The 13583-nt window shown below is 69.3% G+C and carries 12 protein-coding genes; 3 read left to right on the forward strand and 9 right to left on the reverse strand.

Annotated elements, in window-relative coordinates; all coding sequences use genetic code 11:
- Positions 1-54 precede the first annotated feature (54 nt).
- Positions 55-1698: a GMC oxidoreductase gene (locus tag OKJ99_RS05495; RefSeq protein ID WP_326014603.1), complete on the forward strand. Its 1644-nt coding sequence runs from the start codon at positions 55-57 to the stop codon at positions 1696-1698.
- A 40-nt stretch (positions 1699-1738) separates the two neighbouring features.
- Here the strand turns inward: OKJ99_RS05495 and OKJ99_RS05500 are convergent, their stop codons facing one another.
- Entirely contained in the window at positions 1739-2218 is a 480-nt protein-coding gene (locus OKJ99_RS05500) for a carboxymuconolactone decarboxylase family protein (RefSeq protein WP_326014631.1), read from the reverse strand.
- Between the two features lie 11 nt (positions 2219-2229).
- Positions 2230-3312, reverse strand: a complete 1083-nt coding sequence (locus OKJ99_RS05505) for an NAD(P)H-dependent amine dehydrogenase family protein (protein ID WP_326014632.1) — start codon at positions 3310-3312, stop codon at positions 2230-2232.
- A gap of 507 nt (positions 3313-3819) precedes the next feature.
- Between OKJ99_RS05505 and OKJ99_RS05510 the strand changes: the two genes are divergently transcribed.
- Together OKJ99_RS05510 and OKJ99_RS05515 are read left to right on the forward strand one after the other, a co-directional pair.
- The gene (locus tag OKJ99_RS05510) at positions 3820-5601 is read left to right on the forward strand and encodes a histidinol-phosphate aminotransferase family protein (RefSeq protein WP_326014604.1); all 1782 of its coding nucleotides are present in this window, start codon (positions 3820-3822) and stop codon (positions 5599-5601) included.
- On the forward strand, positions 5598-6401 hold the full coding sequence (locus tag OKJ99_RS05515) for a phosphatidate cytidylyltransferase (protein WP_326014605.1): 804 nt from the start codon (positions 5598-5600) through the stop codon (positions 6399-6401). The genes OKJ99_RS05510 and OKJ99_RS05515 overlap by 4 nt, the downstream gene beginning before the upstream one ends.
- Positions 6402-6576: 175 nt before the next feature.
- On the opposite strand, the gene OKJ99_RS05520 is transcribed toward OKJ99_RS05515, so the two are convergent.
- The 7 genes from OKJ99_RS05520 to OKJ99_RS05550 form a co-directional block, all read right to left on the reverse strand.
- A complete protein-coding gene (locus OKJ99_RS05520) occupies positions 6577-7500 on the reverse strand; it encodes an NADP-dependent oxidoreductase (RefSeq protein ID WP_326014606.1) in 924 nt (307 codons plus the stop codon).
- 64 nt (positions 7501-7564) lie between these two features.
- Positions 7565-7993, reverse strand: a complete 429-nt coding sequence (locus tag OKJ99_RS05525; protein ID WP_326014607.1) for a nitroreductase family deazaflavin-dependent oxidoreductase — start codon at positions 7991-7993, stop codon at positions 7565-7567.
- Positions 7990-8940: an alpha/beta hydrolase gene (locus OKJ99_RS05530; protein ID WP_326014608.1), complete on the reverse strand. Its 951-nt coding sequence runs from the start codon at positions 8938-8940 to the stop codon at positions 7990-7992. The genes OKJ99_RS05525 and OKJ99_RS05530 overlap by 4 nt, the downstream gene beginning before the upstream one ends.
- Before the next feature lie 138 nt (positions 8941-9078).
- Positions 9079-9333: a hypothetical protein gene (locus OKJ99_RS05535; protein ID WP_326014609.1), complete on the reverse strand. Its 255-nt coding sequence runs from the start codon at positions 9331-9333 to the stop codon at positions 9079-9081.
- A 69-nt stretch (positions 9334-9402) separates the two neighbouring features.
- A complete protein-coding gene (locus tag OKJ99_RS05540; protein WP_326014610.1) occupies positions 9403-11061 on the reverse strand; it encodes an MFS transporter in 1659 nt (552 codons plus the stop codon).
- Between the two features lie 308 nt (positions 11062-11369).
- Positions 11370-13208 (reverse strand): glycoside hydrolase family 15 protein, encoded by a 1839-nt coding sequence (locus tag OKJ99_RS05545; protein WP_326014611.1) that lies wholly within the window; start codon positions 13206-13208, stop codon positions 11370-11372.
- 129 nt (positions 13209-13337) lie between these two features.
- Complete coding sequence (locus tag OKJ99_RS05550) at positions 13338-13574, reverse strand: hypothetical protein (protein WP_326014612.1); 237 nt, start codon at positions 13572-13574, stop codon at positions 13338-13340.
- Positions 13575-13583 lie beyond the last annotated feature (9 nt).

Genomic DNA, 13583 nt, shown 5'->3' on the forward strand with positions numbered 1-13583 from the left:
TTGGCGATCAACAGTAGAACTCGTTCCCATTCCGTCGAGAGTGAGGAACCCGCAATGACCGACTCAACCCGCCCTGAAGTGGCCCGTAACGGGATCTCCCGCCGAGGCTTCCTCGCAGGAACAAGTTCTCTTCTCGGTGCCGTGGCGCTCAGTGGTCACGCCGCCGCGGCCGACCGCACCACCGCGGCGGCCGTCGCCCCCGTCGTCGACGGGGCACACCTGCCCGCCCTCGTCATCGGCACCGGGTACGGCGGCTCCGTGGCCGCGCTCCGGCTCGCAGAGGCCGGCGTCGCCGTGCAGATGGTGGAGATGGGCATGGCCTGGGACACCCCGGGATCCGACGGCAAGATCTTCGCCAACACCACCAAGCCCGACAACAGATCCTTCTGGCTGAGAACCAGAACGAAGCAGCCTCTGAGCAACTTCCTCGGCTTCCCGATCGACAAGGACATCCCGAAGTACACCGGGATCCTGGACGCCGAGGGCTTCGCCGGCATCACCGTCTACCAGGGCCGCGGCGTCGGCGGCGGCTCCCTGGTCAACGGCGGCATGGCCGTCACACCCAAGCGGGAGAACTTCGCGGCGATCCTGCCCTCCGTCGACGCGGGCGAGATGTACGGCACGTACTACCCGCGCGCCAACGCGGGGCTCGGCGTCGCCACCATCGACCCGAACTGGTTCGAGTCGGCCGAGTGCTACCAGTACGCGCGCGTCGGCCGTAAGCACGCCCAGCGTTCGGGCTTCCCGTTCGTGTTCGTCCCCGACGTGTACGACTGGGACTACATGAAGCAGGAGGCCGCGGGGACGGTGCCGAAGTCGGCGCTCGCGGGGGAGATCCTCTACGGCAACAACTACGGCAAGAAGTCACTGCAGAAGACCCACCTCGCGCGGGCCACGGCCACCGGCAAGGTCGCCATCTCCCCGCTGCACAAGGTCACTTCGGTCGCCCCGGCCGCCGGCGGCGGCTACACCGTGCGCATCGACCAGTTCGACACCACCGGAGCCGTCACCGCCACCAAGGAGGTCACCGCGGACCGGGTCTTCTTCGCCGCGGGCAGCGTCGGCACCAGCAAGCTCCTCACCAGGCTCAAGGCGACCGGCGCACTGTCCGCGCTCAACGGCGAGATCGGCAAGGGCTGGGGCGACAACGGCAACGTCATGTGCGGGCGCGCCAACCACCTGTGGGACCCGACCGGTTCGCTCCAGGCGTCGATCCCCACCGGCGGCATCGACAACTGGGCCGCAGGCGGCGCCTTCGCCGAGGTGGCGCCGCTGCCGACCGGCATCGAGACGTACGCGTCCTTCTATCTGTCCATCACGAAGAACCCGCACCGGGCCGAGTTCACGTACAACCCGACGTCCGGCGGCGTGGACCTGAACTGGCAGACGGCGTGGAAGCAGTCGGGGATCGACGCGGCCAAGACCATCTTCGACAAGATCAACGCGAAGGAGGGCACGATCTACCGCACCGACCTGTTCGGTACGTACAAGATCTGGGGCGACCACCTCACGTACCACCCGCTGGGCGGCGCCGTGCTGAACAAGGCGACCGACAACTACGGCCGCCTGTACGGCTATCAGGGCCTCTACGTCATCGACGGCGCGCTGATCCCGGGCAACACCAGCGTCAACCCGTTCGTGACGATCACGGCGCTCGCCGAGCGCAATATCGCCAAGATCGTCGCCACTGACCTGTGACGGCCGCGACCTGCCCAAGTCGCGGCCGCCCGGGGGTGGTTCACGGCTTGGGCAGGACGCACACCGCGTCGAGCCCCAACACGTGGTTGAGCCGCCCGAAGGCCAGCCAGGAGCCGATGGCCATGCTCAGCTCCACGATCTCGGCCTGGCTGTAGCGGGCGGTCATCCGCTTCCAGAACTCCTCGTCCAGGCCGTGGTGGTCGACGGCGTAGCGCTCCGCGTACTCGGCGGCGAGCCGGGTCCGCTCGTCGAACGCGTCGGTCTCGCGCCAGCCCTCGACGGCGTCGATGAACGACTCCTCGACCTTCTCGCCGTCCCGCTCGGTGCGCCAGTCCAGGCAGAACAGACACCCGTTGATCTGCGCGATCCGCAGCCGCGCGGCCTCGAACTCCCTCAGCCCCAGGGACGAGTGGTCGTACACGGCCATGGAGAACTGCGCCGCCGCGGGCCCGATGCCGGGCACCATCTCGCCCCACACGTACGGGATGGGTTCCTGGCCGTCAGGTATGTCGATCCTCATGGCTGCTTCGCTCATGGCTGCTTCCTTCCGAGTCGGCCGACGGCAGGGGACACGGGCACGTCGAGCGCGTCGTAGAGTCCGGGGGGCGCGGCCAGAAGCCAGTCGATCGCGCCGATGAGGCGCCCGACGGCGGTCGCGTTGCCGCCCGCCGCGTGGTTGCCGCCCTCGTCGGTGGCCTGGACGGTGACCTCGATGCGGGGGAGGCCCTCGACGATCACCCGGTGCGCGCCGGCCCCGCCGCCTGGCGGCACCGGCCAGTCGGGCGCACAGGACGGATGGATCCGGGTCACGTGCTCGACGACGATGCGCACCTCGCCGTCCACGACGCCCTGCACCTCGAAGCGGACCGCGCCCTGGGTGCCCGCGGCGAAGTCGCCCATGGCCGCCGTCGTGACGTCGCTCTCCAGGGGCCGACGCTCCAATGTCTCGCGGATCTCGTCGAGTTCGACCCCGAGCGCCCGCGCCACCAGTCTCAGCTGTCCGCCCCACACCATCGTCGGTATGGACTCCGCCAGCATCAGGGGCTCGTACTCCATGGGGTGTCCCATGCCGACGAGATGGCGTACCGAGTCCTCCTGGTCGTACGTCGAGTAGTCGAAGATCTCCTGGCAGCGCAGCACGTCGACGCGGGTGCCGAGACCGCTGACCAGCAGGGGCAGTACGTCGTTGGCCCAGCCGGGGTCGACGCCGGACACGAACAGCGAGCCGCCGCCCGCCGCGATCGCCGCGCGCACCGGGTCCGTGAAGTCCGGCGGTGCGCTGCGGTGGTCGTACAGCGGATAGAGGGCCGGGGAGACGACGACGGCACCGGCGCGCAGGGCGCGGCAGATGTCGTCGAGGGCCTCGTCGGGGCGCAGTTCGCCGGAGGCCGCGTAGAAGACGGCGCCGGGCCGGGCCGCGAGCACCGCGTCGACGTCCGTCGTCGCGGTGACACCAAGGGCGTGGTCGAGCCCGGCCAGGTCGCCCGCGTCGCGGCCGTCCTTGGCGGGGTCGTGCACGAGCACGCCGCAGAGTTCGAGCCCGGGGTGGGCGTCGACGGCTCGGATCGCCGCGCGTCCCACGTTCCCGGTGCCCCAGACCACCGTGGAAGTCATGCGCCGGAGCGTAACCTGACGTGCCGTCAGTTCATAGACCTGCCGCGTGAGTTGCCGCATCGCCGCGGCCAGATCCCGCTCGGCGTAGTCGGGCCCGAACAGCACCGCGTGCAGCAGGAGCGGGAACAGCTGGCGCCGTGCGGCCTGCACCGCTCAGTAGGGCAGCTTGTGCACCCTTGGGCGGAGTCGGCGAGCCCTTGTGGATTCTGCCGAGCCCCACAGCACACACGGTGGTGGTTCAAGCGCGCCGGGCCGCCTGCCCTCTTTGATCCGTGTCGCGGCGATCCTGCCCGCAGAACGCGATGGAAGTGTTCGGACCGCCGATGACGCGGCAACGAAGATCGTCCTTGGTGATCGCTGCCACTGATCTTTGCGGGGGGAGTGCACGGGAGGCTCCTGGGCCTGAGTGCGCGTACTCAGGCTGGCTGGGTTGCTTGGCCCTGTCGCGGCCGATCCGCTTTCCCCATGATGCAACGGCCCCCCCATCCTGCGTCGAAAGAGGTGCTCATGGGTCGTGACCTGCAGCTGCGTGCTGCCACTCCGGAGGATCTTGAGTGGATCCACGAACTGCGTCACCGGGTGTACGCGCAGGAGTTGGGACAGCACGTGCCGGATCCGACCGGCAGGCTTCGCGACGGACTTGACGGCGACAACGTCTACCTTGTCGCGGCGCGGGGAACCGCTCGGATCGGCTTCGTCAGCCTGACGCCGCCCTGGCTGGGGCGGTACGCGCTGGAGAAATACCTGACCCACGACGAACTGCCGCTGTTGGCCGAGGATGATCTGTTCGAGGTGCGCATCCTCACCGTCGAGCCCCGCTGGCGGACCACGGCGGCGGCGCCGCTGCTGATGTATGCGGCGCTGCGCTGGATCGCTGCCCGGGGCGGTCGCCGGGTGGTGGCGATGGGGCTCACCGAGCTGCTCGGCATGTACCTGGCGGTCGGCCTGCGCCCGGTCGGCCATACCGTCCACAGCGGTGCGGTGACGTTCGAGGTCCTGACGGGCGGCGTGGCCGAGCTGACGAAGCTCACGATGGACCGCTACCGCACCACGTTGGAGCGTCTGGAGTCCGAAGTCGACTGGCGGCTTGACGCGGCGTTCGCACCACGGCCGGACGGCTGCGAGCACGGAGGAGCCTCCTTCACCGCCATCGGCACGGATTTCCGCAGCCTGCACCGTCGCCATCAGGTGGTCGCGGCCGACGTGTTGGACGCCTGGTTCCCGCCGGCCCCCGGGGTGCGGGCGGCGCTCACGGAAGATCCGGCCTGGGCCGCCCGGACCTCGCCGCCGACCGGCGCGGAGGGCTTGTTGGCGGAGACCGCCACGGCCCGTGCGCTGCCCGCGCGGACGCTCGCAGTCGGCGCGGGTTCCTCCGACTTGATCTTCAGGGCGTTCGGCCAGTGGCTGACCCGGGAGAGCAGGGTGCTGCTGATGGACCCGGGCTATGGCGAGTACGCCCACGTCACAGAAAGAGTGATCGGATGCCGGGTGGACCGGTTCCGGCTGCGCCGCGAAGAGGGCTGGCGGATCGATCCCGCCCGGTTGTCCGCTGTCGTCGGGTCGGGCCGCTACGACCTCGTGGTATTGGTCAACCCGAACAACCCGACCGGACGCCACGCACCGGCCGCTGAGCTGCGTTCGGTGATCGCGACGGCGCCGGATCGAACCCGCTGGTGGATCGACGAGGCGTACCTGGGCTATGTCGATCCGACCGAGTCGCTCGCCGGCCTCGCCGCGACGGACCCGCGGGTCGTGGTCTGCACTTCGCTGTCCAAGATGTACGCGCTGTCCGGCATGCGGGCGGCGTACTTGGTGGCCGAGCCGGACACCGCGGAGCGGTTGCGCCGATGGACGCCGCCCTGGCCGGTCAGCCTTCCGGCGCAGCTGGCCGCGGTGGCAGCACTGCGCGCCCCGGCGTACTACAGCGACTGCTGGCTGCGCACCCACGCGCTGCGCGGGCAGCTGGCCGCAGCCCTGGGCGGTCTTGACGAGACCGTGGTGGTCGAGGAGGCCGTGGCGAACTTCCTCACCGTGACCCTGCCGTCCGGCGGGCCCAGCGCCGCACAACTGGTGAACGAGTGCCGTCGCCACAACGTATACCTGCGCGACCTGTCGCCGATGTCGTCGGAGTACGAGGGGCGCACCGTGCGGATCGCGGTCAAGGACACCGCCGAGAACGCGCGCATCGTGGCCGCCTGTCGGGCCGCCCTGGACGTACTGCGGCCGTCGCGTTCGGCCTCGCTCGTTTCGATGGCTGAGAGCGTTCCCTCCGCCGGATCCGCTCGGTGATCACCACGGCCTCTCTGGCGCCTTACCTCGGTGGGGCGTTGGCCCTTGGCGGCATCGCGGTGGCGGCGTCCCAGCGCCGAGAGCTGCGGGTGCGGTGGTGCGCGTGGGCGGTGGGAGTACCGCTGGTCACCGCCGCGTTCTGGTGGGGCCGCCCGGGCGCCGCGGCTCTCGCCATCCTGGTCGGGGTGATCGCGGCGATGGAGTTCGGCGGGCTGATGCGTCTTGGCAAGGCGGACCGGGCCGTGCTGGCCGCAGCGGTGACAGGCGTGGTCCTTGCCGCCTGGCTGGCGCCCGGTCAGGAGCTCCGGGCGGTCGGGATCGGGGCGCTCGCGGTGGCCGCGGTGCCGCTCCTGGCCGGTGACGCCGACGATGGTCTGCGCCGGCTCGGCGCCGGCCTGCTGGGACTCGCCTGGCTGAGTGTGCTGGCCGCGCTGGTGGTACTTGGGGCGGGTGCCCTCGCGCTGTTCGTGGCGGTCTCGGTCGCCGACATCGTGGCGTACTTCGCCGGCCAACGCCTGGGCGGGCCGCGCCTTTCGCCACTGTCGCCGGCCAAGCGGTGGAGCGGAACTCTGGCTGGGGCCGCGGCCGGCCTTGGTGTGCTCGCCGTGCTGTCCGCCCTGAGCTGGCCGATGGCAGTGGCGGCGGCGGTCGGCGGACCGGCCGGTGACCTTCTCGAATCCATGGTCAAGCGAGGTGCGCAGGCCAAGGACGCAGGCCGCTGGCTGCCAGGATCCGGCGGCCTGCTGGACCGGATCGATTCGCTGCTCATCGCCCTGGCCGTCCTGCTCGTTCTGCGCTGACCCTCAACGTTTCTGGTCCGGCGGTGGACACGCGTAGACCTCCGTGAGGGAGGCCGCTCAGAGATGACGAAGACGTTGCGGTCGCACTCGGCGACTTCTTGGTGCGCTCGCCCTGAGCTTGGCCCCTGGATGGGGGCAGGGGCCCTGCCCGTCCGTGAGGGGCAGGGCGGTCCCGTCAGGGCCTGAGGACGATCTTGCCGTGGGTATGGCGGCGTTCGAGGTCGGTATATGCCTCGCGGACTTGTGCCAGCGGGTAGACGTGCGCGATCGGTACGTTGAGGTGTCCGTCGGCGATCAGGCCGGCCAGCTCGGCGAGTACTTTGGCGCCCGGCCCGGCCGCTGTTCCACCGTCAGTCTTCACCCCATGCCTCTTGGCGGCCGCGAAGTCGGCGATGGTGTCGATCCGCTCGGCCGCCACGCCGAGGGCGAGAGCCAACTCGACGTACCCGTCGCCGTAGGTGTCGATGAAGGCGTCCACACCGCCGGGCGTGGTCGCCCTGATCCGGTCCTCGACGCCGTCACCGTACGCGACCGGGATCACGCCGTGGCTCTTCAGCCACTCGTGGTTGTGCTCGCTCGCCAGGCCGATGACCGTGGCCCCGGTACGGCGAGCGAGTTGGACGGCGAGCGAGCCGACTCCTCCAGCGGCTCCGGAGACAACGACGGTCTCGCCCTCCTTGGGGTGGACGGCGTGTACCGCCCCCCAAGCGGTCACGCCAACGACGTACAGGCCGCCGGCCACCTCCCAAGAGACCTTCTCCGGCTTGGGCGTGAGGTTGCCGGCCTCGACCAGGACCAACTCGGCCTGGGAGGCGCGCTTGTTGCTGAACCCGATCACCTCGTCACCGGGCCGGAATCCGTTGAGACCGGCGCCGACCTCCTCGATGACCCCGGCGAGGTCGCTGCCCTGCCCGGACGGGAACGTCGACGGGAACATGTCCGCCACCGCCCCCGTGCGGATGACCGCCTCGCTGGGGTTGATGCCGGCAGCCTTCACGCGTACGAGGACCTGCCCGTCCCCGGGCAGCGGGCGTTCCACCTCGTCGACTCGCAACACGTCGATCCCGCCGAACTCGTCGTACCTAACCGCCTTTGGCATGATCTCTCCTCTCCGACGCGCAGGGGTCTTGGCTCAGATGGACGGGCGGGCGTTGGACGTAGGGCTATGCCCGGCTGAGTTCGAGCACGGGGATGGTGCGGACTCCAGCCGTTTGTTGTTCGTATTCGGCGAAGCCGGGGTGGCGCCGTGCTTGCTCGGCGTAGATGCGGTCGCGTTCGGTGCCGGTCAATTCGCGGACGGTCGCCTGGTATGTCGCGGTTCCGCGTTCGATGACTCCGTCACCGGTGGTGGTCAGGTTGTGGTACCAGTCCGGGTTGGTGGGTGCTCCGCCCTTGGTTGCGAAGACGTAGATGATGTCCGGCTCGGTGTCGTGCGGGAGATACATCATCGGGGTGACGTATTGGCGCCCGCTTTTGCGGCCACGGTGATGCACCAGGGCCAGTGGAGCGCCCTCGAAAACCCCGCCGACCCTGCCCTCGTTCGCCCGGAACTCCGCGATGGTCTTCGCGTTCCAATCGAGCGTTTCGCTCATGTCGAACTCCTGTCGTTCACGATCCCGGTGCGTGCGGTGGGACCGGGTGGTTGTGTGCGGGCGAGACGCGCCGACAGGAGCTGTCCCGCCCTGTCCAGCGCCGCGGCGGCTTCGTCGAGGATCGCGTGATAGGTCTGGAAGACGTGAGGGACCCCGGGGGTGATGTCGAGAGTGACCTCTACGTCCGCGGTGGCCGCCACACCGGCGAGGCGTACGGCGTCGTCGAGGAGCACCTCGTGGGTTCCGACCTGGATGATCAGGGGCGGCAGGCCGGACAGGTCCGCGAAGATCGGGCTGATCAAGCCGACAGCGGCGTCCTTTCCCGCCGCATAGTCGCCGACTCGGGCCTGGAGGAGCTCCCGGCTCATCAGCGGGTCGGCCTCGCGCTTGGTTTCCATGCTCGCCCCGGCCAGGGTGAGATCGGCATACGGAGACATGGCATAGGCCGCGGCCGGCAGAGGCAACCCGCGATCACGGGCGTTGACCAGGGTGGCGACGGCGAGCCCGCCGCCGGCCGATTCCCCCGCGAAGACAACGTCCGAGGGAGCGATACCGTCATGCAGGAGGGCTTCGTAGGCTGCCAGAGCGTCGTCCACCGCTGCTGGATACGGGTCCTCGGGGGCCAGCCGGTAGTCGACGGAGAAGACCTTGGCGCCGATCCGCCGCCCGATCTGCGAGGCCAGGTCAGCGGCGCCGAAGGCGTCCCCCAGGACGTAAACGCCGCCATGGAGGTACAGAACGACGTGCCGCGGTTGTACTCCGTCGACCGTGACCTCAGCGGTGTGGACGCCGCCCAGTTCGGCCGCGGTCACGGTCACATCGGCGGGCAGTGGCTGCCCCGACAGCAGCTCCCGGAGCTGCCGCCGCTGTTCGCTGACATCGCTGTCAACGGGGAAGGCCGACTGCCGCAGGATTGCGTCAAGGTTCCCTCGCTGTTCGGCGCTCACAGTGAACCTCTCCTCGGCTGGAACATTCGCCCGGCCGTAGCCCGGGAGGGCTCGCCCATGTCAATTCGCTGCTGAAACTCCCTGCCGGGCGGACCACTGTGAGTCTTGCCGCCTGGCAGGTGAGGAGGCATCACCGGATTAAGGTGATTCGCGCAACGCAGGGCGTAACCTCGCCCGCGGCGCCGGGTATTCGTCCCGGAGATCTGTTTCGACGTTCGGCGAGGGTTTGATGGGTGTGACGGCCTGGTATAGGCGGCGGCCGATGCACCAGGTGGTCACGTCGATGCGGCGGTCGGGCTCGATGATCAGGACGTGGAGCAGGCGGCGCGGTTCGTTCACGGTGATCCCGACCAGCAGTGCCGCTGCGGCGAGGAACGCGTCGGCAGCGACCACTGCACCAGCGCTCTTCGCGTCGCCACGTTGACTCTGTCTCCTGTCACGATGAGAGCCTGACCCGGTCGGCTAGCAGTACCGGCAAGGACGGGCCGCCTTGGCGAAAGAGACCCGTTCCTCATGCCGCTGCACAGCCTCGGGCTGCGGTGCGGCCTGTTGAGGTTCGGGAACGGCACCGGTCAATTCCTGGCGGCTGACCCGGATGGTGGCGATCGCGATGAGGAAGGCGAGCAGTGCGACCCCCGCTGCGACAGCGAATCCACGGGAAAAGCCGACTGCCAGGGCGTGGTTGTAGATGGATTCAGGCGGGGCGGTGCCAACCTGCGCGCCCTGACTCCTGACGCTGTTCGCGACGGCGGTCCAGGCGACGGTGCCGAGCAGTGCCAGCCCGATCGCCCCGCCGACCTGCTGGCCGGCGTTGAGCAGGCTGGAGGCGACACCGGAGTCCCGCTCGGCCACGTTGTGCAGGGACACCAGGGACAGCGGGACGAACACAAGGCCGAGCCCGAACGAGGTCACGAGCAGCGGACCGAGCAACGCGTCAACGTAACTGGAGTGTTCGGTCAGCCGGGAGAACCAGAATGTCCCGCCCGCGACCGCGGCGGCGCCGGCCAGAATCGTGGGCCGGGCGCCGAGCCGCGCCATCAGCCGCGAGGCCAGCGCGGAAGCGATCACGACCCCGATGGCGAACGGCAGATAGGCGATGCCCGACCGGATCGCGCTGTAGCCGAGCACGGTCTGCATGAAGAGGGTGAGGAAGAAGAACAGGCCGAACAGCGCGGTGGCGATGCACAGCATGATCAGGTTGGCACCCGACCTGTTCCGATCGGCGAGCACCCGCATCGGGAGCAGCGGGTGGGGGCTGCGCCTTTCGATCCAGACGAACGAGACGAGCAGCGCTACGGAAGCGGTCAGCGATGCCAGCACCTGCGCGTCGCCCCAGTGCGACACTCCGTCGGCCCCGGCGGCAGCCTGGGACAGGCCGTAGACGAGCAGCGCGACACCGCCGGTCCCGGCGACCGCGCCGGCCACGTCGATCCGGCCCGGCCTGCGGGGCGATTCGGCAAGCACGCGCGGCGCCGTGGCCGCCACCAGGATCCCGATCGGGACGTTGACGAACATCACCCACCGCCATGACACATACGTGGTCAGGATGCCGCCCAGCAACAGGCCCACCGCGCTGCCGGCGCCCGCCATCGCGGCGTAGATGCCGAACGCCCTGTTACGTTCCCCGCCTTCGGGAAAGTTGGAGGTGATCAGCGCCAGCGCGGTCGGCGCGATCACCGCGCCGCCCATGCCCTGTACAGCCCTCGCGGTGAGCAGCCACCACTCGCTGGTGGCGAACCCGCCGAGCAGGGACGCCGTGGAGAACAGCAGCAGCCCGAAGACGAAGACCCGCCGTCGGCCAAGAATGTCACCGGCGCGGCCGCCTAGCAGCAACAGGCCGCCGAAGGTGACTGCGTAGGCGTTCACCACCCACTGCAGGCCGCTGCCGGAAAAGCCAAGCGCACTCTGTACTTGCGGCAACGCCACATTGACGATGGTGGAGTCGAGCACGACCATGAGCTGGGCGGTGGCAATGACCAGCAGAGCCAGGCCGAGGCGACGGTTGCCTCCGCGGGCCGTGGTGCGCCCGGTCGCGGATTGCGGACCCGGCTCCGACTGCGGGATGGTCGCGTATTCGGGAGGGTCGGCGGCGCCGTCTGCGCCGGAGGCTGGTGATGGCACGGTATCTCCCTGGGCCTCGGAGCACGTCCCTGGCGGCCGTGCGAGCCTTCGTGATGGGCCCAGGCTCACGGCCGGCAAGGTGAGAGGTCGTCACCGGATCCCAGTGATTCGCCGCACCAGGTCAACGCGGGACGGGAGGGTGATCTGGGCGACACCCGACTTCAGCACTTCAGGGGCGCGCGTCAGCGAGGACAGTCCGCGGCGATGCGCGGAATGCGTTCGGCACAAGTGACACGCCGAGTCCGCAGGCCACCATGGCCAGTTGGGTCAGGATCGCGAAGTCGGCGCCGACACCTGCGATGCCACCGTCAGCCCAGGGCGCGGTCCAGATTGAAGGCGGCGCTGATCAGCGAGAGATGGGTGAACGCCTGGGGGAAGTTGCCGAGTTGTTCGCCGGTCCGGTCGATCTCCTCGGCGAACAGGCCGACATGGTTGGCATAGGTGAGCATCTTCTCGAAGGCCAGCCGGGCCTCCTCCAGCCGGCTCGCCCGGGCCAGCGCCTCGACGTACCAGAAAGAGCAGATCGAGAAAGTGCCCTCGGAGCCCCGAAGTCCGTCCGGACTGGCCGCCGGGTCGTAGCGGTACACCAAGGAGTCGGAGACCAGATCCGAGGTGAGCACATCCAGGGTGGAGAGCCACTTGGGGTCGGTGGGCGAGATGAACTTGGCCATCGGCATCATCAGCAGGGACGCGTCGAGTACCTTGTCGTCCAGCCCCTGGACGAATGCGCCGCGCTCGGCCGACCAGCCGCGATCCATGATCTGCCGGTAGATCGCGTCGCGGGACCGCCGCCAGCGGGGCAGGTCGGCAGGGAGCCCACGCCGGTTCGCCATCCGGATCGCCCGTTCCAGCGCGACCCAGCACATCAGCCGCGAGTACACGAAGTCGCGCCGGCCGGCGCGGGTCTCCCAGACCCCCTCGTCGGGCTGGTCCCAGTGCTCGCAGAGCCAGTCCGCCACGGCGCCGACCTCGTCCCAGTGACCGCTGCTGACCGGCTGCCCCCACTTGTCGTAGAGATAGATGGAGTCGATCAGCGCGCCATAGATGTCCAGCTGGAGCTGCCCGGTGGCGGCGTTCCCCACCCGCACCGGCGCGGACCCGAGGTAACCCTCGAAGTGGGGCAGCTCGTACTCGGGCAGGTCGCGGCGCCCGTCGATGCCGTACATGATCTGCAGCGGGCCGGTCTCCTTGGTGCCCCGCATGATCCCGTGCTCGGAGATGAAGCCCATGAACGCCTCGGCCTCCGAGGTGAAGCCCAGGCGGAGCATGGCATAGGTACAGAAGGCCGCGTCGCGCACCCAGACGTAGCGGTAGTCCCAGTTGCGCTCGCCGCCGATCTGCTCGGGCAGGCTGGTGGTCGGCGCGGCGACGATCGCGCCAGTGGGCGCGTAGGTGAGCAGCTTCAGAACCAGGGCCGAGCGATGCACCATCTCCCGCCACCGCCCGTGGTACTGCGAGCGGGACAGCCAGTGGCGCCAGAACCGGACCGTCGCCTCGAACTGCTGCTCCGCCTCCCAACTTGGACAGGCACGCGGGATGACATCGGCGCTCACCCGGTCGAGGGCGAACACCCTGGACTCGCCCTCCACCAGCTTGAAGTGCGACGACACGTCCACGCCGTCGGTCTCGATCGGCGCGGTGGCGGTCAGCGCCATGGACAGCGAGGGGGAGCGGAACACCGCGTGGCCGCCCTCGAGTTCCACGGTGTGCGCCTCGGTCCCGTAACCGAAGCGCGGGGCGACCTTCGCCCGGAACGGGAGCACTCCGCGGACACAGACAACGCGCCGGATCAGCCGGTGGCGGTCCGCCTCGCGGGACTCGTCAACGACGGGCATGAAGTCCTGGATCTCCGCCACCCCGTCCGCGGCGAAGAACCGCGTGATCAGGACATTGGTGTCGGGGAAATAGAACTGCCGGGTACGGGCCGGCACGTCCGCGGACAGTTCGAAGCTGCCGCCCCGGTCGGCGTCGAGTATGGACGCGAACACGCTGGGCGCATCGAAGCGCGGGCAGCAGTACCAGTCGATGGTGCCGTCAGTGGCGACGAGCGCGGCGGTACGCAGATCACCGATCAGGCCGTGCTCGGAGATCGGCAGATACCGGGAACCGCCCAACTGACCGAATCCACCTCTGCCGTGCTGCGACATGGCGGTCTCCTCACCCGGTGGTGTGGGACATCGGGCCGAACCTCTAGTTTCATGCTAGAGCGCGGAAGCGAACCGGTACGCCGGGGCGTACAGCACGCTCACCGGCCGCCGCGGCTGTCATGCGGGAGGTCATGAGCCGGAGTCCGGCGAGGGGCTCGGCGGGCAGGCGCGGCTGAGCTCGACCACGTCGAGTCCGAGCATTTCAAGCTGCGACAGCACTCCGTACAGCCCTGAGCGATCGAGGTAACCGACAATCACGGTCTGCGCGACCTGATGTTGGGCTGCCAGCGAGGGGAACGCGGACAGCACAGTGGCGCCGAGGAGGCCGTCGACGCGGATCGTGTACAGGGCCGGTTCTGCGCTCATGCCCTCGAT

Origin of the sequence: Streptomyces endophyticus (assembly GCF_035798155.1) — a bacterium.
GTDB lineage: Bacteria > Actinomycetota > Actinomycetes > Streptomycetales > Streptomycetaceae > Streptomyces > Streptomyces endophyticus.

Bases quoted from the DNA above. Each gene is read 5' to 3' on its own strand.
- OKJ99_RS05510 (WP_326014604.1), top strand. From the start codon at position 3,820: ATGGGTCGTGACCTGCAGCTGCGTGCTGCCACTCCGGAGGATCTTGAG.
- OKJ99_RS05550 (WP_326014612.1), bottom strand. From the start codon at position 13,574: ATGAGCGCAGAACCGGCCCTGTACACGATCCGCGTCGACGGCCTCCTC.
- OKJ99_RS05500 (WP_326014631.1), bottom strand. From the start codon at position 2,218: ATGAGGATCGACATACCTGACGGCCAGGAACCCATCCCGTACGTGTGG.
- OKJ99_RS05525 (WP_326014607.1), bottom strand. From the start codon at position 7,993: ATGAGCGAAACGCTCGATTGGAACGCGAAGACCATCGCGGAGTTCCGG.
- OKJ99_RS05505 (WP_326014632.1), bottom strand. From the start codon at position 3,312: ATGACTTCCACGGTGGTCTGGGGCACCGGGAACGTGGGACGCGCGGCG.
- OKJ99_RS05545 (WP_326014611.1), bottom strand. From the start codon at position 13,208: ATGTCGCAGCACGGCAGAGGTGGATTCGGTCAGTTGGGCGGTTCCCGG.
- OKJ99_RS05495 (WP_326014603.1), top strand. From the start codon at position 55: ATGACCGACTCAACCCGCCCTGAAGTGGCCCGTAACGGGATCTCCCGC.
- OKJ99_RS05520 (WP_326014606.1), bottom strand. From the start codon at position 7,500: ATGCCAAAGGCGGTTAGGTACGACGAGTTCGGCGGGATCGACGTGTTG.